The 21,351-nt window shown below is 68.6% G+C and carries 21 protein-coding genes and 1 tRNA gene; 7 read left to right on the plus strand and 15 right to left on the minus strand.

From position 1 onward, the window contains the following. The 3 genes from NQ152_RS11355 to NQ152_RS11365 all read right to left on the minus strand — a co-directional run. On the minus strand, positions 1 to 1,793 hold a 1,793-nt coding region (locus tag NQ152_RS11355), incomplete at its 3' end, for an ATP-dependent helicase (protein WP_257524100.1). A gap of 168 nt (positions 1,794 to 1,961) precedes the next feature. Beyond that, the gene (locus NQ152_RS11360; protein ID WP_257524044.1) at positions 1,962 to 2,636 is read right to left on the minus strand and encodes a response regulator transcription factor; all 675 of its coding nucleotides are present in this window, start codon (positions 2,634 to 2,636) and stop codon (positions 1,962 to 1,964) included. Then, positions 2,629 to 3,822, minus strand: a complete 1,194-nt coding sequence (locus tag NQ152_RS11365) for an ATP-binding protein (protein WP_257524045.1) — start codon at positions 3,820 to 3,822, stop codon at positions 2,629 to 2,631. The genes NQ152_RS11360 and NQ152_RS11365 overlap by 8 nt, the downstream gene beginning before the upstream one ends. Positions 3,823 to 3,936: 114 nt before the next feature. Here NQ152_RS11365 and NQ152_RS11370 point away from each other — a divergent pair, with 114 nt between their 5' ends. Genes NQ152_RS11370 through NQ152_RS11380 form a run of 3 tightly spaced genes read left to right on the plus strand, consistent with a single transcriptional unit; the run spans position 3,937 to position 6,292 of the window. Continuing rightward, on the plus strand, positions 3,937 to 5,514 hold the full coding sequence (locus tag NQ152_RS11370; protein ID WP_257524046.1) for a PspC domain-containing protein: 1,578 nt from the start codon (positions 3,937 to 3,939) through the stop codon (positions 5,512 to 5,514). A gap of 11 nt (positions 5,515 to 5,525) precedes the next feature. Beyond that, positions 5,526 to 5,897, plus strand: a complete 372-nt coding sequence (locus NQ152_RS11375) for a hypothetical protein (RefSeq protein ID WP_257524047.1) — start codon at positions 5,526 to 5,528, stop codon at positions 5,895 to 5,897. Then, positions 5,882 to 6,292, plus strand: a complete 411-nt coding sequence (locus tag NQ152_RS11380) for a YccF domain-containing protein (protein ID WP_257524048.1) — start codon at positions 5,882 to 5,884, stop codon at positions 6,290 to 6,292. The genes NQ152_RS11375 and NQ152_RS11380 overlap by 16 nt, the downstream gene beginning before the upstream one ends. Here NQ152_RS11380 and NQ152_RS11385 read toward each other — a convergent pair. From NQ152_RS11385 to NQ152_RS11395, 3 genes are all read right to left on the minus strand, one after another. After that, positions 6,289 to 7,284 carry a hypothetical protein gene (locus NQ152_RS11385; protein WP_257524049.1) on the minus strand — a complete coding sequence of 332 codons (996 nt, stop codon included), beginning with the start codon at positions 7,282 to 7,284 and terminating at the stop codon, positions 6,289 to 6,291. The genes NQ152_RS11380 and NQ152_RS11385 overlap by 4 nt on opposite strands. Before the next feature lie 61 nt (positions 7,285 to 7,345). Then, positions 7,346 to 8,149, minus strand: a complete 804-nt coding sequence (locus NQ152_RS11390; protein WP_257524050.1) for an ABC transporter permease — start codon at positions 8,147 to 8,149, stop codon at positions 7,346 to 7,348. Further along, positions 8,146 to 9,219 carry an ATP-binding cassette domain-containing protein gene (locus NQ152_RS11395; protein ID WP_257524051.1) on the minus strand — a complete coding sequence of 358 codons (1,074 nt, stop codon included), beginning with the start codon at positions 9,217 to 9,219 and terminating at the stop codon, positions 8,146 to 8,148. Before NQ152_RS11395 ends, NQ152_RS11390 begins: the two co-directional genes overlap by 4 nt. Before the next feature lie 61 nt (positions 9,220 to 9,280). Here NQ152_RS11395 and NQ152_RS11400 point away from each other — a divergent pair, with 61 nt between their 5' ends. After that, positions 9,281 to 10,267 (plus strand): YafY family protein, encoded by a 987-nt coding sequence (locus NQ152_RS11400; RefSeq protein ID WP_257524052.1) that lies wholly within the window; start codon positions 9,281 to 9,283, stop codon positions 10,265 to 10,267. Between the two features lie 125 nt (positions 10,268 to 10,392). After that, positions 10,393 to 10,468 (plus strand) — tRNA-Met (locus NQ152_RS11405). On the opposite strand, the gene NQ152_RS17365 is transcribed toward NQ152_RS11405, so the two are convergent. From NQ152_RS17365 to NQ152_RS11445, 8 genes are all read right to left on the minus strand, one after another. Continuing rightward, positions 10,424 to 11,080, minus strand: a complete 657-nt coding sequence (locus NQ152_RS17365) for an asparaginase domain-containing protein (protein ID WP_374113590.1) — start codon at positions 11,078 to 11,080, stop codon at positions 10,424 to 10,426. The genes NQ152_RS11405 and NQ152_RS17365 overlap by 45 nt on opposite strands. 67 nt (positions 11,081 to 11,147) lie before the next feature. After that, positions 11,148 to 11,822, minus strand: coding sequence for a response regulator (locus tag NQ152_RS11415; protein ID WP_257524054.1), 675 nt, complete (start codon positions 11,820 to 11,822; stop codon positions 11,148 to 11,150). Further along, positions 11,819 to 14,359 carry an ATP-binding protein gene (locus NQ152_RS11420; RefSeq protein ID WP_257524055.1) on the minus strand — a complete coding sequence of 847 codons (2,541 nt, stop codon included), beginning with the start codon at positions 14,357 to 14,359 and terminating at the stop codon, positions 11,819 to 11,821. Before NQ152_RS11420 ends, NQ152_RS11415 begins: the two co-directional genes overlap by 4 nt. A gap of 56 nt (positions 14,360 to 14,415) precedes the next feature. Next, complete coding sequence (gene kdpC, locus NQ152_RS11425) at positions 14,416 to 15,033, minus strand: potassium-transporting ATPase subunit KdpC (protein ID WP_257524056.1); 618 nt, start codon at positions 15,031 to 15,033, stop codon at positions 14,416 to 14,418. A gap of 24 nt (positions 15,034 to 15,057) precedes the next feature. After that, the gene (kdpB, locus tag NQ152_RS11430) at positions 15,058 to 17,214 is read right to left on the minus strand and encodes a potassium-transporting ATPase subunit KdpB (protein WP_257524057.1); all 2,157 of its coding nucleotides are present in this window, start codon (positions 17,212 to 17,214) and stop codon (positions 15,058 to 15,060) included. Between the two features lie 2 nt (positions 17,215 to 17,216). Continuing rightward, entirely contained in the window at positions 17,217 to 18,899 is a 1,683-nt protein-coding gene (gene kdpA / locus NQ152_RS11435) for a potassium-transporting ATPase subunit KdpA (RefSeq protein WP_257524058.1), read from the minus strand. Position 18,900: 1 nt separating this feature from the next. Continuing rightward, positions 18,901 to 18,990, minus strand: coding sequence for a potassium-transporting ATPase subunit F (locus NQ152_RS11440; protein ID WP_257524059.1), 90 nt, complete (start codon positions 18,988 to 18,990; stop codon positions 18,901 to 18,903). After that, positions 18,987 to 19,136 (minus strand): hypothetical protein, encoded by a 150-nt coding sequence (locus tag NQ152_RS11445; protein WP_257524060.1) that lies wholly within the window; start codon positions 19,134 to 19,136, stop codon positions 18,987 to 18,989. Before NQ152_RS11445 ends, NQ152_RS11440 begins: the two co-directional genes overlap by 4 nt. 460 nt (positions 19,137 to 19,596) lie before the next feature. Between NQ152_RS11445 and NQ152_RS11450 the strand changes: the two genes are divergently transcribed. Next, positions 19,597 to 20,097: a DUF6611 family protein gene (locus NQ152_RS11450; protein WP_306815896.1), complete on the plus strand. Its 501-nt coding sequence runs from the start codon at positions 19,597 to 19,599 to the stop codon at positions 20,095 to 20,097. 169 nt (positions 20,098 to 20,266) lie between these two features. Further along, a complete protein-coding gene (locus tag NQ152_RS11455) occupies positions 20,267 to 20,524 on the plus strand; it encodes a hypothetical protein (protein ID WP_257524062.1) in 258 nt (85 codons plus the stop codon). Positions 20,525 to 20,690: 166 nt separating this feature from the next. Here NQ152_RS11455 and NQ152_RS11460 read toward each other — a convergent pair whose 3' ends face one another. Beyond that, positions 20,691 to 21,269, minus strand: coding sequence for a hypothetical protein (locus tag NQ152_RS11460; protein WP_257524063.1), 579 nt, complete (start codon positions 21,267 to 21,269; stop codon positions 20,691 to 20,693). Positions 21,270 to 21,351 lie beyond the last annotated feature (82 nt).

Here is a 21,351-nt window from a genome sequence, read left to right on the forward strand (position 1 = left end):
CGGCGCCGCCCGCGCCCCCCCCCCCGGGCGCGCCCGCCCCCCCGCGGGGGGGGGGGGGCCCCCCCCCCCCCCCCCCCCACGGCCACCAGCTCGTCGAGGTTCTCGACCCGCGCCTCGTCCTGCGGGTCCCGGCTCGCGCGCAGGGCGTCGGTGTATCCGGTCTTGGCCAGCAGCAGCTGCAGTCCATCGGCGACCGCCGTGGGTGGCGCGAGCTCACCGGATGCGGGGAGCATCAGGGCCGTCGCCTCGGCCAACACGGCGTCCAGGTGTGCGATCGCGGCCTGGATCTTGGGACCGACGCCCAGTGCGGACGAGTTCGCCAGGGCATCGCGGAAGGTGATCTGCTCGTTCGCGGCGTACCGCGAGATCGCCTCCACCGTCACATCGCCGATCCCCCGCCGTGGGCGGTTGATGATGCGACGCAGCGCCATCTCGTCAGCCGGATTGGAGACCGCGACCAGATAGGCCAGCGCGTCCTTGATCTCGGCGCGCTCGTAGAACTTGGTGCCGCCCATGATCTTGTACGGCACGGCGGAGCGGATGAAGATCTCCTCCAGCGCCCGGCTCTGCGAGTTCGTCCGGTAGAACACGGCGATCTGCGAGTAGTCGATGCCGCCGCGGCGGAGTGCCTCGATCTCGTCGGCGACGAACTGCGCCTCGTCGTGCTGCGAGTAGCCGGTGAAGCCGACGATCTTCTCGCCGGCTCCGACGTCGGTCCACAGCTTCTTGTCCTTGCGGTCGAAGTTGTTGCCGATGACCGCGTTCGCAGCGGTCAGAATGTTCTGCGTGGACCGGTAGTTCTGCTCGAGCAGCACGACCTTGGCACCCGGGTAGTCGCGCTCGAATTCGCTGATGTTGCGGATGTCCGCGCCGCGGAACGCGTAGATGGACTGGTCGGAGTCGCCCACGACGGTGAGGGATGCCGGTGCCCGGTCGGGGTCCTGCGCCGGGTCCGGTTCGAAGATCATCATGCCGCCGGCGGCGGCGACGGGCGGCGCGTCGGAGCCGATCGGGCGGGTCAGCTCGTGGATCAGCGCGTACTGCGCGTGGTTGGTGTCCTGGTACTCGTCGACGAGGATGTGCCGGAAGCGGCGCCGGTAGGTGTCCGCGACGTGCGGGAAGGCCCGGAACAGATACACCGTCTGGCCGATCAGATCGTCGAAGTCGAACGCGTTGGCACGCTGCAGCGCGCGCTGATAGTCGGAGAAGACGTCGACGAACTTGCGTTCGGCCGGATCGCTCATGTTCGCCGAGCGCGCGTAGGACTCGGCATCCGACAGCTCGTTCTTGAGCTTGGAGATGCGACTCTGCGTGCCGGCGGGGGTCAGTCCGAAAGCATCCGCTTCGTGTTCCTTGACGAGCCGTTTGATCAGAGCCCGCGAATCGCCGGAGTCGTAGATGGTGAACGATTTGGTGAACCCGAACTGTTCGGCTTCACGACGAAGGATCCGCACGCAGGCGGAGTGGAACGTGGAGATCCACATCCCCTGGGCGCGGTCGCCGACCAGCTGAGCCACGCGCTCCCGCATCTCGCCCGCGGCTTTGTTCGTGAAGGTGATCGCGAGGATCTGGCTCGGCCATGCCTCTTTGGTGCGCAGCAGGCTCGCGACCCGGCGCGTGAGCACACTGGTCTTGCCCGAGCCGGCACCGGCGATGATCAGCAGAGCGGGACCGCGGTAGATGACCGCTTCGCGCTGCGGCGCGTTCAAACCGACCAGCAGGTCCTCGTCGGGACGGGCACCGGCCTGAGCAGCGCCCGCCTGCGGGCCGCGTTCGCCGCCGACGATGATCATGGGAGCGGATGCCGCGCCGGGCGCGGTGGAGGTGGCGTCGGTCATGTCCCACCAAGTCTAGTTCGCCGAGGCGACACCGGCCGAGATCCCCCGGTCCCGGAGCGGTCGCGGAGCCTCGGCGCGCGACCGCTCCGGCTTGCCGCACCGGAGGCTCCGAGACCGCGAGCGCTACAGCAGCCGACGCTCCGACGCCCACGCCGTCAGCTCGTACCGCGAGGACAGCTGCAGCTTGCGCAGCACGGCCGAAACGTGCGTCTCGACGGTCTTGGTGGAGATGAACAGCTCGGAAGCGACCTCTTTGTAGGCGTAGCCGCGGGCGATCAGGCGCATGACCTCCTGTTCGCGCGAGGAGAGCCGATCCAGCTCGTCGTCGGGGGCGGCCGTCTCGCCGGCGACGGCGCCGAAGGCATCCAGCACGAAGCCGGCCAGGCGCGGGGAGAAGACCGCGTCGCCACCCGCGACGGCGTGCACCGCCCGACTCACCTCGATGCCCGAAGAGCCCTTCGTGATGTAGCCGCGGGCCCCGGCGCGGATCACGCGTACGACGTCTTCGGCGGCATCCGAGACGCTGAGCGCGATGAAGCGCGTCTGCGGCGCGAGCGGCGCCGCACGGCGCAGCACCGCCTCGCCGCCGCTGGCATCGGGGATGCCGGCGTCGGCCGCACCGGGAAGGTGCACGTCGAGCAGCACGACGTCGGGCTGCAGCTCCGCGATCGCCTGCACCGCGGTCGCGACGTCCGCCGCCTCGCCGACCACTTCGACGGACGGGTCGAGGTCGGCGCGCAGGCCGGAGCGGAAGATGGAATGGTCGTCGACGATCACGACGCGCAGCGGTTCACCCACGTCGGGCCTCCTCATGGACGGAATGCAGATGCACCTCGGTGCCCACGCCGCCCGCGCCCGGCTTCACGGTCGCCGAGCCGCCGGTGCGGCGGAGCCGGCCGATGATGGACTCGCGCACGCCGAGCCGGTCGCCGGGCACCGCGGCGAGCGAGAAGCCCGGCCCGCGATCGCGCACGTACACGTCCACGCCTGACGCGGAGCCCTCGATGTAGACCGAGACCTCGCCGCCGGCGTGGCGCGCCGCGTTCAGCATCGCCTCACGGGCCGCAGCGGCGACGTCGCCGCTGGCCCGCTCCGTGGACAGGCCGGCCGAGACGACCTCGATGCGCACGGGATAGTCCAGTTCGAGCGCGGCCGCGTAGTCGCGCAGATCGGTGGGCAGGTCGCTGTCGGCCGGGCTGTCGCCGTCGTACAGCCACGACCGCAGCTCGCGCTCCTGGGCGCGGGCGAGCCGGGCGACCTCGCTCGAAGCCCCGGAACGGTTCTGGATCAGCGCGAGGGTCTGCAGCACCGAGTCGTGCAGGTGAGCGGCCATCTCGGCGCGCTGCTCCTCGCGGATGCGTCGAACCCGCTCACCGGACAGCTCCCGCCACTTCGCGATGAGCGTCGAGGAGTAGACGATCGCCACGCCCGCGAGGATCGCGACGGCGAGCAGGAACGATGCCAGGCCGGTCTGCTGCATGATCGATGCCTGCATCATGACGAGGGCGACCAGGATCCCCGTCACCACAACCCGCACCGCCAGCTCATGACGGGGACCGCGCGCGGGGTCCGCGCGATCGGCGAAGGTCGCCCAGAGTCCCCCGGCGACGGCGAGCACCGCAGTGACGGCGACCCATGCGAACCAGCCCCGCGCCGACGACATCGAAACGCCGCCGGAGAGGTGACCGGCCAGGACGGCGAGGGTGCCGATCAGCCCCAGCCCGGAAAGGGCGGTGAGGATCCACGCGACCGGAACGCTCCGCGACGGCGCGGCATCCCCCTCGTCCCACGGAGTGAGCACCCAGATCCACGCGTACAGCAGGGCTCCCGCTCCCCACAGCAGCGTGAGGAGCACGAAGATCGCGCGGACAGCCGGCGCGGACCAGCCGAGGTGCGCCGCAAGACCGGCGGACGTACCGGACACGGCGCACTCTCGCGGCCGGCGCAGCGCCGGGCGCGTGGCGGTCGCGCGCACCGAGGACATGCCGCCATCCAATCATCCCCGGGCGCGCGTCCTCCTCCCCGGACGCGAAGATCAGGGTCCGCTCAGGGGATCACCCCATGGCGGCCGTGGGGCGCGGCATCCGAGGATCGATGCATGACCGATTCTTCCGCTGCGCCGGATGCCGCGCCCCTCGCCGACCCCGGACCCCCGCCGCCTGCTCCGGGCGGACGTTCGGGCGCAGGGGACCGTTTCTTCTCTTGGGTGAGCGGACTCGGCCTCGCCCGTGCCGACGGCTGGATCGGCGGCGTCTGCGCCGGGATCGCGGCGCGACTGGGCATCGACCCGGTCATCGTGCGCGGCATATTCGTCATCGCCGCCCTGTTCGGGCTGCCGGTCTTCCTCGTCTACGCTGCCGCGTGGGCGCTCCTGCCCGATGTCCTCGGCCGTATCCACCTGCGTGAACTGCTGCAGCGGCGTTTCGACCCGGCGATGGTCGGGATCGGCCCGATGCTCCTGGTCGGGCTCTTTCCGGTGGTGCCGTGGTTCTTCGCCGCAGCACTCCCGTTCGGCTTCGTGCTGCCCGGCGCCTGGTTCGACCTGACGCCGTGGGGCGTCCTGTCCACGCTCGTCTTCATCGCGCTGCTGGGCGGCGTCGTCTTCCTCATCGCACGCGCGTCATCGCGCCGTGCCCCGATGTCCGGGGTGTCATCTGCGGCGGATCCGAGAATGGCTTCTGCGGCTCCGCCGACCCCCGGCTCCCCCGCCGCGCCGATGGAGGATTCGGGTCCTCTCGAGCCGGCGGCGGACCCGGCCGGAGTGGTCGGCTTCGCGCCGCCTGCTCCGGCCGGAACAGCTCCCCTGCCGCCGTCCGCCGACGCGACCGGGGACGAGCTCGCCGCCTGGCGCACCCAGCATGAGGCGTGGAGGGCGCAGGACGACGCGTGGCGCCGACAGCAGCACGATGCCGAACGCGCAGCACGCGATCAGGCCCGCGTCGAGCGCGCCGCGGCCGGCGCCGCGTTCGCTGCCGAGGCGGCCGAACGCCGCCGGATCCGCCGCGCGAGCAACCCCCGGACGAGCTTCGGCTTCGTCGTGCTCGTCATCGGTGCCGCTCTGGTCGCGGGAGCCGTCACCGCGCTCTGGCATGCATCGCTCGAGCCCGGCGAGACCGGGACCTCGGTCGCGTGCGGACTGCTGGCAGCGGCCCTCGTGGTCGGCGTCGCGATGATCGTCGCGGGAGCGATACGCCGCCGCAGCGGCTTCCTCGCCTTCGTCGCGGTCGCTGTGCTGATCGCCGGGACCATCACCGGCGCGGGCAACCTCACGCGCGGGATCCTGTTCGGAGGCGCCTACGTCAACAACATCGACACCGACATCACCCGCTTCACGCAGATGTGGGGTCACCTGAACATCGACATCGCGCCGACCGGTGAGGCTCCCGCCCCGATCGTGGTCGACAAGCGCGGCGGCAGCACCGACATCTGGGTCGGACAGGACGTGCTCCTGGACCTTCGCGTCACCGGCGCAGCCGACGTCGAGTGGGCTCGTGTGGACGCGGACACGGGCGAGTACCTCGATCAGGGCACCTGGCGGGGGAAATCGGATGCCGCGGGGGAACGCTCCGTCCGCGAGCGCATCGACACCCGCGAGAACGCCGAGTCCGGCACACCGCAATCGGTCGTGCTGGATCAGCGCGGCGGCACCGTCTACGTGACCATCAACGAGCACTGAACGGACCTGCCATGACCAGCGACCTGACTCCCCCGAGCCCTTACGCCGACCCCGCCTTCCTCCCCGAGCCGGCGCCGCCTGCCGAAGCCACACCGCTCGCGCGCCCGCGCATCCGGTGGGCGGGCATCGTGTGGGGCGCGTTTTTCGCCGCGATCGCGATCGTGATGCTGTGGACCCTCACCGACCCGATGCGGCGCGGCGCCATCCGCGACTGGATTCTGGCGCTGTCGCCGACGAGCGTCACCCCCGGGACTGTGGTCGGCGTTTCGCTGCTGGTGCTGGGCGTGCTCCTGCTCGTCGGCGGCGGCGTGGCGGTCCTTCGTCGCGCGCAGGTTCGCGCAACGGGCGACGCTGACAGGATGGATGAGTGCGCACGCTTCTGAACATCATCTGGCTGATCCTGGCGGGCTTCTGGCTGTTCCTCGGCTACGTCCTGGCCGGCGTGCTCCTGTGCATCCCGATCATCACGATCCCCTGGGCGATCGCCTCGTTCCGCACCGCCAACTACGCCGTGTGGCCGTTCGGCCGCACGATCGTGGCCAAACCGAGCGCCGGCGTCGGATCGTTCCTCGGGAATGTGATCTGGGTGATCTTCGCGGGCTGGTGGCTCGCGCTCGCGCACATCGTGTCGGGCATCGCACTGTGCATCACGATCATCGGCATCCCCCTCGGCATCGCCGATTTCAAGATGGTGCCGATCTCGCTCATGCCGCTGGGCAAGGACATCGTCTCCACCCGGAGCGGAGCCTTCGACCAGACGCTGAGCTCGCGCGGCTAGTTGGTCAGACCCACGGACGCCTCCGGCGACGCGGGTGCGTCCCGGTCGCGGCGGCGGTAGGGCAGCGCCAGGACCACACCCACGACCGTCACGAGCAGCCCCGCACCGACCGCCCACCACACGGCGGCGGCCGGGATCTCGGAGTAGACGGTGATGCCCAGGATGCGCGCCACGCCCGAAGGCAGCAGCCGCAGCTCGTCGTTCCACGCGGTGAGCATCGCCTGCGCACCGGTGCTCGCCACGACGACGGCCGCGAGGAACACGGCCGCGCCGATGCCGGCGAGAATGGTCCCGGTCGCCCGGCGGCGCCCGATCTGACCGGCCAGGGCCCACCCGGCGGCGATGAACGACCAGACGAACAGTGCGAACGCGATGGCGATGTAGACGGTGCTCCGCGGCGAATCGGTCCAGTACGCCACCCAGTGTCCACCCGGCCCGTCCACGGACAGGGCCACGAGCGTCACGATGCAGCGGAGCACGACCACCCCGCCGACCGCCGCGATCACCGGCCACGGCGAGCGGCGGCCGATGACCAGGCGAAGGACGACGACGAACCCGATCCATGCGGCCAGCACCAGCGTCAGATGCGTCCCCCAGCGGAACGACGACTGCACGGCGCGGGTGGCGATCAGCAGCGCCGCGGGGACGATCAGCAGGAGCCAGCGGTCCAGCGGCAGCATCCCCAGGGTGGACTCGCGGGCACGCCAGGGACGGGTGGCACCCAGCCACGACGCCCGCGCCGCGGCGGCTCCGGGGCGGCGGACGAGCGAGGTCCGCGAGGCGACCGCCCCGATGACGATCCACAGCGCCGAGAGCAGGAGCAGGCCGCGCGCGATCCAGGCCATCGCGGGGTCGCGCTCGACGACGGTCACCGGAAGGTCCCCGGGAACGCCGACCACGTCCGTCACGAGGATCCCGATCCCGGCACCGAGCGCCACCAGCAGGACGAACGTGACGACGGCGAGGATGCTGCGTCGCCCCGTGATCGTCATGGTTTTACGCTAGCGGGTCGGCGCGTCGCCGCCGACCCGGTAGCTGCGCGCGATGCGGCGGCTAGCTGCTCCTGCGGATCGCTCGGATCCCGGCCCACAGGCCGAGCGCCGCGAGCGCGACCGCGGCGACCCAGCCCCACAGGACGGTGATGTCCCCGAGGTCGCCGGCGAACAGTGCCCGCTCGGCCTGGACCACCCAGTTCACCGGATTCACCGTGGCGACCGCGCGCATCCAGGGCGGCGCGTCCTCGAGCGGGAGCAGCATTCCGGACAGGATCAGCAGCGGGAAGATCAGAGTCTGCTGCACGCCCCAGAACAGCCACTCGCGGTCCTTGGTCTTCAACGCGAGGGTGTACGAAAGCGCGCCGAGACCGACTCCGAACACGGCCAGCAGCGCGAGCCCGATGAGCATGCCGGGCACATTGATCGCGAACCCGAAGGGCCAGGCGATCAAGACGATGATCAGCGACTGGATCACGATGGGCGCGATCTCCTTGAGCGCGCGACCCACGAGCAGGGACGCCCGCGCCAAGGGCGCCACCAGCGTGCGCTCGTGCGAGCCGGTCATCATCTCGTACTGCAGGTTCGATCCGGTCGCGCCGGTGCCGAACAGCACGATCATCACGAGCACGCCCGGGACGAACCACTGCAGGGTGGCGCCGACCGGCTCGCCGGACGAGCCGACCAGCAGCGGCGCGAACAAGCCGAGGAACACGAGCGGCTGCACGAGGCTGAAGATGAGCGTGAACGGATCCCGGGCGACCGGCTTCAGTTCCCGGGTCAGGACGTGCCAGGTATCCCGCGCGACGTTCGCCCGGACGGCGGTGTCGGTGCGGGGGTGGTCCTGCGGGATCCGGATGGTCATCGCTGTGCTCCTGTCGAAACGGATGAGACGGCGCTCGCGCTGTGCGACGCCTCCTGGTCTGCGTGCTCCACCGCATCGGCGTCCTCGTCCGTCGGCTCGCCCTCCCCCGCCTCGCGCAGCGTCCTGCCGGTGAGGGCGAGGAACACGTCGTCGAGGGTCGGTGGGACACCCGTCGCGCTGATGACGCCGATGCCCGCGGCATCCAGCGCCCGCACGGCGGAAGGAAGGAGCCTGTCGCCGGCGGGGGCGGTGAGCACGATGGTTGCCTCGCCGTCTCGGCGAACATCGCGCTCGGTCAGTCCCTGCACGATCCCGGCGGCACGGTCCGCCTCCGCCGGGGAGCCGAAGCCGAAGGTCAGCAGGTCCCCGGCCAGGTTCGCCTTCAGGGCGGTCGCCGTGTCGTCGGCGATGACGCGTCCCCTGTCCATCACCATCACCCGCTCCGCGTAGCGGTCCGCCTCCTCGAGGTAGTGCGTCGTGAGGAACACCGTCGTGCCGTGCTGGGCGCGCAGGTCCAGGATGTGCTGCCAGAGGTTCGCCCGACTCTGCGGATCGAGCCCGGTGGAGGGTTCGTCGAGGAACAGCAGGGGTGGCGCGTGCATGAGTCCGAGGGCGATGTCCAGGCGTCGCTTCTGACCGCCGCTGAGCTGCTGCACGGAGCGGGTGGCGAAGCTTCCCAGGTCGAGGGAGTGGATGAGCTCCTCGCCACGTCTGGCCGACGCCGAGCGGGTCATGCCGTAGAACGCCCCCTGGCTGAGCAGCTCGTCGCGCACTCGCTGCGAGAAGCTGCCGCTGGTGAGCTGACCCACGTAGCCGATGCGCGCGCGCACCTCGGCGGGGCGGCGCAGGATGTCGTGTCCCACGACGCGTGCTGTTCCCGACGTCGGCGGGATCAGGGTGGTGAGCATGCGCAGACTCGTGGACTTGCCGGCGCCGTTGGGCCCGAGAAAGGCGACGAGTTCACCACGATCGACACGGAAGGTCAGGTCGGTCACGGCGTCGACGGTCTTCTTCTTCGCGGCGAAGCGCTTGGTCAGGCCCTGGGCTTGGATGATCGGTTCCTTCGTCATGGAGCGAAGGTAAGACCGATCCAGGACACATCCGGTCCGCGATATCGGGCAATCTTGTCGCATGTCCGACACGACCGCCCGAGCGCTCACCCTGCTGAACCTGCTGCAGACGCACCGCCACTGGCCCGGGGCAGAACTCGCCCAGCGCATGGGCGTCACCGAGCGCACGGTCCGGCGCGACGTCGAGCGCCTCCGCGAACTGGGCTACCGCATCGAGTCCACACCGGGCGTCGCGGGCGGCTACCGCCTCGAGGCGGGCAGCGCCGTGCCGCCGCTGCTCCTGAACGACGAGGAGGCGGTAGCCATGGCGATCGGGCTGCGGGTGGCCGCCGCGCAGCGCCTGGTCGGCGGGCCAGAAACCACACTCACCGCCCTGGCCAAGCTGGAGCAGGTGCTGCCTGCCCCGCTGCGCAGACGTGTCACGGCCCTGGCGGATGCCGTCCAGCCGGCCGGCATCCGCACCGGCGAAGCCGTCTCCACGGAGGTGCTGGGCGAGCTCGCGCTGGCCTGCCGCGATCACGAACGGGTGCGCTTCACCTACACCGCGGCATCCGGGGAGGTCTCGCACCGCCGGGTGGAACCGCACACGCTGGCCCCCGCAGACCGGCACTGGTATCTGCTGTGCTGGGACGTGGAGCGCGAGGACTGGCGGACTTTCCGTGTGGACCGCGTGAGCGACATCGCCCACACGCGCGTGCTGTTCCCTACGCGGGAGCTGACCCCCGAGCAGATCGAGGAGTTCATCCTGGTCGCCCGCTCGTGGGTGCGCACCGCCGTCGAGACGGAGCTTGTGATGGATCTGCCGATCGAGGCGATGCGCGAGGCCTTCGGCCAGTGGAGCCAGGGCGCCACCGCGGAAGGTGGCGATCGCACGCGGTGGCCGGTCGGCGGTCAGGACTTCCGCGAGACGATGTACGGCATGGCGTGGATCCCCGCCGGAGTCGAGTACACCACCGATCTCGCCGAGCCGGCCCGCTCCGAACTGCGCGAGACGCTCGGGCGCATGCTGCGGGCGCTGGACGCCGCACCTCCGCCCCGCTCCGGCTGAGACACGGGGTCGGCGGGTGCGTGCGGGCGCTGAGGACCGCCCCACCCCGTCACGCTGCGTCGTAAAGGGAAACGTTCCGTCGCATCCGCACCGCGGCCGCGCGGGCGTCGATAACGTGGGGCCATCGCGGCGATCCGGGTGGACCCGGGCCCTGGTTCATACCCGGTGGCGTTGCGGGTTCGACTCCCGCCGTCGCGTCCACTTCCGAGGGGCCGCGATCCCAGTGTTTCCCAGGGATCGCGGCTCTCCGCGTATGCGGCGAAAGTGGTTTTGCCCACATTTTGGCCCACATTTTTCGAGACGTGAGGCACTGTGATGTCTCAGGACATCGAGCGGGTCGATGCGACTGCTCGTCGTATGACGCAGATCGAGCCTGCGGTCGTACCAAACACGACCGTACGGATCGATGTCTCCCAGCGCGCCGTGATCGCGCGGCTGAAAGGTGTGGAGGCTGTGATTCGAGCTCTTTGTCACCTCGCGCGCGCCCAGGATCACGTTATCCATCGCGACGAACACGCCGCGTCCGACCGATTGCGGGGCCGCCGCGACCCGGATCGCGCCCAGCAGGTTCTGCTGGGAATCCGACCCGAGGGCCGTCGGAGGCCGCTGGGCACCGACGAGCACGATCGTCCGCTCGGTGGGGACGGTCAGGTGCAGAAAGTACGCCGTCTCCTCCAGCGTCGCCGTACCATGGGTGATGGCGACGCCCGAGACCGTGGGGTCTTCGAGGATTCGAAACCTTCTCGACGAAGCGCCCGCCGTCGTTGATGTGACCGGCCGCGTCCGCGTACGGAGTGCACGCGCGCGCTGCAGCGTTTCGCCTCAGACCTGACGCGCGCTCACCCGGCCGGCGCGACGCGTTGATCGAGTGAGGGCCGCGTCAGTCGGTGATCAGCCGGTAGCCCATTCCTTGTTCGGTGAGCAGATGTCGCGGGTGTGACGGCTCCGCTTCGAGCTTCCTCCGCAGCTGCGACATATACAGGCGCAGGTACCCCGAGTCGGACACCTGCTCGCTTTCCCAGATTCCCTTCAGAAGCGTTTGGCGGGTTACCAGCGACCCGGGGTTTTTCGCGAGGAACTCGAGCATCCGCCACTCCGTACGGGTGAGGTGCACGAGTGCGCCGGCCCGGGTCACCGTCTTCGCGGAGAGGTCGATCTGGATGTCCCCGAAGGTGACGAGGGGGCTTGTGGAGTGGGTGGTGGCGCGCCGGGCGAGGGCGCGGATGCGTGCGAGGAGTTCGTCGATCTGGAAGGGTTTGGTGATGTAGTCATCGGCGCCGGCGTCGAGCGCTTCGACTTTGTCGGCCCCGCCGTTGCGCCCGGATACGACGATGATGGGGGCGGTAGTCCAGCCGCGGAGCGCTTCGATCACCCGGACCCCGTCCAGGCGTGGCATTCCTAGATCCAGCAGGACCAACTCTGGGTGGGTATCCGCGGCGATGGTGACCGCCGCTGCCCCGTCCTGGGCGCTGAAGACGTCGTGGCCGTGCGCGGTGAGCGTGACCCGCAATGCCCGGACCAGTTGCGGGTCGTCATCCGCGATCAGGATTTTCATCGGTCCGGACCTCCCAGATTGTTGGTTGACGTGTGGCCGCGTACAGGTGCCGTGACCGGTATCGCGATGACCATGGTCAGGCCGCCGCCTGGAGTGTCTTCGGGATCCAAGGTCCCCCCCATGCTTTCGGTGAATCCTTTCGATAGTGCTAGCCCTAAACCGAGCCCGGTGGTGTTGTCGGTGTCGCCGAGGCGTTGGAATGGCGCAAACACTTCTGCGCGGCGCTCCGGAGCGATCCCGGTCCCATGGTCGATGACGCGGATTTCCGCGGTCCCGCCCAGCTGGCTCGTCGCGATCCGGACATGTGATCCGGCGGGCGTGTGGCGCTGCGCGTTGGCGAGAACGTTGACTAACACCCGTTGCAGCAGCACGGGGTCGGCGCTAATCTCCGGCAGGTCCGGGTCTAGGGCGAGCTCCACGTCGTTCGGGCCGAGCCGCAGTTCGTCGACGGCGGCCAGGACGACCCCCGCGGCGTGCACGGGGCGGAGGGCGACCGCGAGGACCCCGGCCTCGACACGACTGACATCGAGCAGGTCGGTGACCAGTCCCGTCAGCGTCGTGAGGCTTTCTTCGGCGGTGGCAAGCAGCTCCTGCCGGTCCTGGTCGGAGAGGCGACCGTCGGCGGCTCGTAGCCCGCCGACGGCGGCGACGGCGGCGGCCAGCGGGCGGCGTAGGTCGTGGCTGACAGCTGAAAGCAGGGCGCTTCGGGCCTGGTCTGTCGCGGCGAGGGCGTCCGCCACCCGCGTGGTTTCAGCCAGGGCGCCGTGTTCGAGCGCGGCAGCCAGTTGCGCGAGGATGACATCCAGCAGCCGACGTTCGGTGGCGTCCAGGTCGCCGCCGTGTAGTTCGAGCGTCGCCCGTGGCGGTGAGTCCGTACCGACGGGGAGGATGACAGCGCGACCGTCGCGGACAGGTTCCCCGTCGGAGGCGAGGACGGTTCCTCCGGCCGCGATCAGGCGTACGCCGGCAAGACCGAACGCTTCGCGCGTCCGGGTGACAAGGGCGGGAACGGCGCCTTGCCCGCGCAGGACGCTGCCGGCGACGGTGGCCAGCAGTTCGGACTCTGCCGAAGCGCGTGTTGCAGCTCTGGCGCGTCGGGCAGCTTGGTCCACGACGACGCTGACCAGTATCGCGATTACCACGTACAACACCAGCGCCAATGCGTGGGTGGGATCAGCGATCGTGACGGCGTATATCGGATCGATGAACAGGAAGTCGAGGGTGAGCCCGGATAGAACGGCGGCGAACACTGCCGGCCAGATCCCGCCGACAAGGGCCACGACAACCACCAGGAGTTGATAGGCGAGGACATCGGTGGTGATCGAGTCTTCGCGGTTGGTCGCAAACAACAACCAGGACAACAGTGGTCCCCCGCTCAGCGCCACCGCGAACCCGAGGACGCGGCGCTTCACGCTCAGGGCAGGGCCGGTCAGGCGCGGCAGGTGAAGCCGCCCGCCGGCGGCCGCGTGGGTGACGATGTGTACGTCGATGTCACCGGATTCCCGGATGACTGTCGCGCCGATACCGGGCCCGCTGATCGCGGCAGCCAGGCGCCCGCGGCGACTGACACCGATGACGAGCTGTGAGGCGTTCACCGATCGCGCGAAGTCGACGAGGGCATGCGCGGTGTCGTCGCCGACGACCTGGTGATAGCTGCCGCCGAGAGAGTCCACCAGAGCACGTTGTGCGGCTAAAGCGCCCGGGGCGGTGTCGCGCAGGCCGTCTTGGTTGGACACGTGCACCGCGAGCAGCTCTCCCCCCGAGGATCGGGCTGCGATGCGCGCGCCGCGGCGCAGCAGCGTCTCTCCCTCCGGACCGCCGGTCAGGGCGACCACGACCCGTTCCCGTGCCTGCCAAGACCCGGTGATGCCGTGCTCGGTGCGGTAGGACGTGAGGGCGGAATCGACCTCGTCAGCTAACCAGAGCAGCGCCAGCTCGCGCAGGGCGGTGAGGTTCCCAAGCCGGAAGTAGTTGGATAGTGCCGCGTCAATCCGTTCTGCTGGATACACCACGCCGGCCGAAAGCCGGTCGCGGAGGGACTGCGGGGCAAGGTCCACCACCTCGACCTGGTCAGCACGACGGACGACGGCGTCGGGGACGGTCTCACGCTGCGTGACACCAGTGATCTTTCCTACGACGTCGTTGAGGGATTCGATGTGCTGAACGTTGACGGTGGTGATCACATCGATCCCCGCCTCCAGCAGCTCGTCCACGTCTTGCCATCGTTTGGGATGCCGAGATCCGGGGGTGTTGGTGTGGGCGAGTTCATCCACCAGAGCGAGCGACGGGCGCCGGTGAAGGACCGCGTCGACGTCCATCTCGTCCAACTCGACACCCCGATGCTCGATGAGCCGTCGCGGGATGACGGGTAGCCCTTCCGCTTGAGCGACAGTCGCAGCCCGCCCGTGGGTCTCGACAACGGCGATCACGACATCACGTCCATCCGCCTGGAGCCGGCGTCCTTCCTCGAGCATCTCGTACGTCTTACCCACTCCGGGCGCGGCGCCCAGCAGCACTCTCAGTTGCCCGCGCTTCATCGCAATCCCTGTCCCCTGCCGCCATCATCCCCGCATTATCGATGCACGTGTGGCAATCATCGCGTTTCGCCGAGTGCGTCCAGCGCCAGGTTCAGCTGGAGCACGTTCACCCTCTGCTGGCCGAGGTAACCAAGGTCGCGGGATTGCACGTGCTCTTCGATGAGGGTCCTGAGCTCCTGTTCGTCAAGCCCTCGCTCGCTGGCGATGCGCGGAACTTGCAGGAGTGCGTATTCGGGGCTGATGTCAGGGTCAAGGCCTGACCCCGACGCGGTGACGGCATCGGCCGGAATCTCCTGCAGCGTTAATCCGTCCAGTTCACTGATTCTTGCCTGACGTTCTGCGACGGCGGCGACCAGGTCGTCGTTGTTGGGTCCCAGGTTGGAGCCGCTGGACGCGCCGCCGTCGTACCCATCGCCGGCCGCGGAGGGACGGGACTGGAAGTACTGCGGCAACGGGGCGCCATCCGCGTCGGTGAACGACTGACCGATCAGTGCGGACCCCACCATCGTCCCGTCGTCAGTGCGCACGGGTGACCCGTTGGCCTGGAAGGGGAACGCAAGTTGCCCGATGGCAGTGACCAGCAGCATGTAGCCGACGCCGAGTACGAGGGTGAAGACGAGCATCGCGCGGACGGCGACGCCGGTGGTGCGCAGGGTGGCGCGCGTGGTGGACATTGCAAAGTCTCCTTGGGACGGGGCTTAGAAGCCCGGAATGAGGCTGACGACGAGGTCGATGAGCTTGATGCCGATGAACGGGGCGATCACGCCGCCGATCCCGTACAGCAGCAGGTTGCGGCTGAGAATCGAGGAGGCGCCCATGGCGCGGTACCTCACCCCGCGGAGCGCAATCGGGATCAACACCACGATCACGATCGCGTTGAAGATGATGGCGCTGGTCACCGCGGATGCCGGCGACGACAGTCCCATCACGTTCAACGCCGCGAGGCCGGGGAAGATCCCCATGAATATTGCCGGGATGATCGCGAAGTACTTCGCGATGTCGTTCGCCAGCGAGAACGTGGTGAGGGCGCCACGGGTGATCAGCAGCTGTTTGCCGATGCGCACAATGTCGATGAGCTTCGTCGGGTCGGAGTCGAGGTCAACCATGTTGCCGGCCTCTTTGGCCGCCGAGGTGCCGGTGTTCATTGCGACGCCGACATCCGCCTGCGCGAGCGCGGGGGCGTCGTTCGTGCCGTCACCGGTCATCGCGACGAGGTTGCCACCCTCTTGCTCCTTGCGGATCAGCGCAAGCTTGTCTTCCGGGGTGGCCTCGGCGAGGTAGTCGTCAACGCCCGCCTCGGCGGCGATCGCCTTCGCCGTCAACGGGTTGTCGCCGGTGATCATCACCGTGCGGATGCCCATCGCCCGCAATTCACTGAATCGTTCGCGGAGGCCGTCCTTGACGATGTCCTTGAGGTGGATCACCCCGAGTACCGTGCCTTGGGCTCCGGCGGAGAAGGTTGCCACGACCAGCGGGGTGCCACCAGACTCAGCAATCGCATTTGTCTCGCTGACCAACTGTGCACGGTCCTCGGTGGACACTGCGGCGCCCTCGGCCTCCAGCCAGGCCAGGATCGCGGACCCGGCCCCCTTGCGCACCCGGCTGCCATCGGGCAGATCCAGTCCGCTCATCCGGGTCTGCGCCGTGAACGGGACCGACTCGGCATCCTTCGGCATCTCCGCCGCAACGCCTTGGGCCGCCGCGAGCTCCACCACCGACGTGCCCTCCGGGGTCGGGTCAGCCAACGAGGACAGCGAGGCAGCGCGGGCGAGATCAGCCGCCGGGATTCCGGGCATCGGCACGAATGCGGACGCGCGGCGGTTGCCGTAGGTGATCGTCCCGGTCTTGTCGAGCAGCAGCGTGGTGACATCGCCGGCGGCCTCGACCGCACGACCCGACATCGCCAGCACATTACGCTGCACGAGCCGGTCCATCCCGGCGATACCGATCGCGGACAGCAGCGCGCCGATCGTTGTCGGGATCAGGCAGACCAGCAGCGCCACCAGCACCGGGATGGACGCCGGGGACGCCGCGTAGGACGCAATCGGGTTCAGCACGAGAACCACCACGACGAACACGATCGACAGGCTTGCCAGGAGGATGTTCAATGCGATCTCATTCGGGGTGCGCTGCCGGGACGCACCCTCCACCAGGGCGATCATCCGATCAACGAACGTCTCGCCCGGCATGGACGTGATCTGCACCACGACCCGGTCAGACAGCACCCTGGTGCCGCCGGTCACCGCGGAGCGGTCCCCCCCGGATTCGCGGATGACCGGTGCGGATTCGCCCGTGATCGCCGACTCGTCGACCGTGGCGATGCCGTGCACGATGTCCCCGTCGCCGGGGATCAGCTGTCCGGCCTCGACCAGCACGACATCACCCTGGCGCAGGTCTGCGGATGCGACCTCCTGGGTCTGCGCGCCCGCCGCCGACGGGTCCCGCTTCGGGTCGTAGGAGATGACACGGCGCGCAAGGGTTGCTGTGCGGGTTTTGCGGAGGGTGGCGGCCTGCGCCTTGCCGCGACCTTCCGCGACCGCCTCGGCGACGTTCGCAAAGAAGACCGTCAGCCACAACCAGATCGCGATGCCCCAGGTGAACCCGAACGGCACCGGTGTGCCGCCGGACTCCTCTGGACCGCCGAGGAATGGTTCTGCGATCGCGATCAGGGTGGTTAGCGCTGCACCCACCCAAACCAAGAACATGACGGGGTTTCGCCACTGCGCGGCCGGGTTGAGTTTGCGCGCCGCCGAGGGCAGCGCCTCGACGATCTGGGCGGCGCTGAATGCGCGCTTCGGGGTGCGCGGAGAGAGTGCCGTCTCCTGTTTGGGACGAGTGAGGGATGTGGTGGACATGGTTAGACGAGTCCTTCAGCGAGAGGTCCGAGAACGAGGACCGGGAAGTAGGTGAGTGCGGTGAGGATGATCGCGACGCCCGCGAGGAGACCGGCGAACTGCGGGCGGCCTGTCGGCAGCGTGCCGGCGGTGCTGGGAACCTTGTCCTGCGCCGCAAGGGAGCCAGCCAGGGCCAGGACGAACACGATGGGGATGAGCCGGCCGAGCAGCATCGCAACACCGAGCGCGGTGTTGAACCACGGCGTGTTCGCCGTCAGCCCGGCGAAAGCGGACCCGTTGTTGTTCGCCGCGGAGGTGAACGCGTACAGCACTTCACTGAGGCCGTGCACACCTGGGTTCCAAATCGATGTGGATTCCACATCACTGCGGATCGCAGGAATGGCGAAGCTCAGCGCCGTGAACGCGAGCACCAATGTCGGGGTAACCAGGATGTAAAGGCTGGCGAGTTTGATCTCCCGCGGCCCGATCTTCTTCCCCAGATACTCCGGCGTGCGGCCGATCAGCAGACCACCGACGAACACCGCGATGACCGCCAGGATCAGCATCCCGTACAGGCCCGAACCCACCCCGCCCGGCGCGATCTCACCGAGCATCATGTTCAGCATCGGCAGCATCCCACCCAGCGGCGTGTAGCTGTCGAGCATCGAGTTGACCGCACCGGTCGAGGTGAGGGTCGAGGTGCCGTTGAACAGCGTCGACCCGGCGATCCCGAACCGGACCTCCTTGCCTTCCATCGCTCCGCCGGCCATCTGTGGCGCAATGCCGCCGGCAGAGGCCTCCAGCCAGGTCCCGACGATGACAGAAACGAGGAAGATCCCGGCCATCACACCGAGGATGGTGTATCCCTGCCGGTTGTCTCCGATGATCTTGCCGAACGCGCGCGGCATCGCGAACGGGATCACCAGCATGAGGAGAACCTCGAAGAGATTCGTCCACGGCGTCGGGTTTTCGAACGGGTGCGCCGAGTTGACGTTGAAGAAACCGCCACCGTTTGTGCCGAGCATTTTGATCGCCTCTTGGGATGCGACCGGGCCGCCGGGGATCGACTGGGTGGCACCCGCAAGGGTGCTGGCGTCGGTGAAGCCGTTGAAGTTCTGCACGACGCCGCCGATGATCAGCGCGACCGCGGCGACCACGGAGAGCGGCAGCAGCAGCCGATAGGTGCCGCGGACCAGGTCGACCCAGAAGTTGCCGATCGTCCCCGAACGCCGGTACGCGAACCCCCGGACCAGAGCGATCGCAACGGCGATACCGACCGCGGCTGAGACGAAGTTCTGTACCGCCAGCGCGGCGAACTGTGCCGTATAGCCGAGGGTGAGCTCAGGCGAATAGGACTGCCAGTTCGTGTTCGCCACGAACGAGATCGCAGTGTTGAACGACAGGTGCTCGCTCGGAGCCGGCAGCCCGAGCGCGTAGGGCAGAAACTGCTGCAGCCGCTGCAATCCGTAAACGAACAGGATGCCGATCAAGGAGAACAGCAGCACCCCCCGCAGGTACGCCTGCCAGGTCTGCTCCGACTTCGGGTCAACCGCGATCAGTCGGTAGGTGCCGCGTTCGACGGCGAGGTGCTTATGGGTGGTGTAGATCCGTGCGATGTAATCGCCCAGCGGACGATACAAAAGCGCCAGGACCAGGACCAGGGTGGCGATTTGGAGGACCGCGAACCAGATCTGTGCAGCGCCCATTTCAGAACCTCTCCGGACGCACGAGCGCGATCACGAGGTAGACGATGGCCGCGACGGCGAGGACTGCGGCTAGAACAGAGAAGAAGATCACAGCTTCTCCACCCCCTTCGCGACCAGGCCCACGAGCGCGACCAGTGCGATCGCAGCGGCGATGAAGACGACATCGAGCACGGGAGCTCCTTGCTGAACGGGTGACCGCGCGACTGCTGCGACGCGGGCGTCGAGGATGCACGACACGACTTCGGATTCAACTCCCCTTCACCGGCGCCGTCTGCCATCCTCACGGAAGCCATGCGGGTTTGGGCGCGCATCCTTACGACTCGCGACGCGGCCCCACCCGCCGCCCACATACCGTGGCTGCCCTCACGGCGGGCGCCCAAGGCATCGGACCCACCGGCACCGACGGCTGCGACGATCGGAACACGATGGCGGCATCGCTGAACTGGGGGCACGTCGGGCGCCACCTAACAGCCCGTAGTTGCGCCGACGTGCGAATCGCGTAGGGATTTGCCGGGTTCACCGCATGGCTTTCGTTAGGTTTGCCCGACGGCGCCCACGCGCGCGGATGCTGGGACGGTGACCAATTCCGACGCTGCTCAGCTCAACTCTCCCCCCACGACCGACTGGTCCGACGCCCCGGAGCGCGCCGTCGTGAACTGCAACTGACCGACGACAGCAATGCCTCCCACCGCCCCCGTTGACCGGATCGCACGATGGGCACACGCGCGACATCATCACAACGAGACGAGCATGCTTCGCGTGCGGGGTCGAGCGGGATGCCGCCGTGGTCTACCAGCTCAGCGTCAACCCACCCCATCTCGACCCTGCCGCACGCCGACGTCTGGCTACCTGGCAGGCGTGGCCGCGCCCCGGGGCGGTCGGCGGGATCGGCATCGGCATTATGCTCGCCGAGCTCACCTCCAGCACCACCGGGTTCCTCGCCGGCGCGGTCTTCTACATCCTCGGTACGGTCGTTCTCGCGTCCCGCGCCAGGCCCCAACGGCGTGAAGTACGCCGTCTACGCGCGATCGACATCGGCCCGACCGCGACGGACGCGCAGTTGGCGCAGTGCGCGCGGCTGCTGCGTCTGGCGCAGACGCTTCGGGACGCCGGCCGTGCTCGCGACGCTGACCCCGCCACCGTCGCGCAGCACCTGATTATCTGGGATCGGGCGTACACGGAGATGGGGCGATCATGACCCACCTCGGGGAGCAGGCCGGCCGATGAACACTTTCAGCCGCTCGCGTCGACACCACAGACTGGCATGATGCCCATCGTCGACAACGCCGTGTATGTGACCGGCCGCCGCATCGAAAACCCCAGCAACCCTTGAAGAGACCTTCGAGTACACGCGTGCTCGCGGCGGGATGGCCTGGATTGCCGTATTCCGCCCAACACCGGAAGAAGTCCAACAAGTGGCGGACAGTTCTCCCTCCTCCCTCCTGGCACTGGAAGATACCCTATCCGGTCACCAGCGCTCGAAACTCGAACGCTACGGCGAGAATCTCTTCGTTGTACTGCGTCCCGAACTGCACTGGGCCATCGGATACCCCATGGCACTCGCCCTTATGGCCGCCACCAGCGTCACCCTCTACGTGGTCTTCCGGAAAAAGCGCTGGCTCTGACAGCCGGGCTCGGGACGGTCGACCCAAGACCGCCGATGGTGGCCTCGCCGTCGTCCCGGGTCAGGGATCTCACCGTCTTCGTCGCGCAAGATGCGCGTGACGGGCATGGAGGGCATTTCGGTCACCGTCTTCTCCTTCTCGGCCGGATGAGTCAAGGCGGCGTCGGTCACCGTGACTCCGTCCGCCCCCGCGAGCCGTCGGCGAGGCGCTCGACGCTGGCCACGACGAGTTCGGCGACAGATCCCGCCCTTTCGACGGTGAGGCCGCGCTCGTCCGCCTCAAGCGGGTCGAGTACGTCGAGTTGCGATTCGAGCAGACTCGGCGGCATGAAGTGGCCAGAACGCGCGTGGAGCCGAGCCTGGAGCGCGGCCGCGACGGACAGGTGCACGAACTGCAGTGCGGGCACCCCGGCGGGCACCTTCCAGCTCGGCGAGCGTCCCGGGTTTGCAGGGATTCGGGCGGACGGAAATGCTGCCCGCAGTTGTCCGGCAACGAACGCGTGGTCACCATGCCCACGGGTGTGATAAACGGCGGTCAGTGATTCGTCGTGCGCGCGAACGCAGTCGATGTGGCAGGCGCTCTGGCGGGCCGTTAGGAACGCGTCCACTAGGATCGCGTCACGCTGCCCCCAGATAAGCGTCGACGTGTTCGCCATCCAGCGCCACTCGTCCTTCCCATCCGGCACATCTCGGATCGTGCCCTCCCTTCGATCGGTCATCACGTCGAACTTCAGATCGTTCGTCACGATCTCGTCGCCTCCAGTGCCGTGTAGTCGCCCCAGGTTCTCGTCATCTCCCTCCAGCCATCCCCGCCCTGATCTTCGAGCC

Origin of the sequence: Microbacterium sp. zg.B48 (genome assembly GCF_024623505.1) — a bacterium.
In the GTDB taxonomy this organism is placed as follows: domain Bacteria; phylum Actinomycetota; class Actinomycetes; order Actinomycetales; family Microbacteriaceae; genus Microbacterium.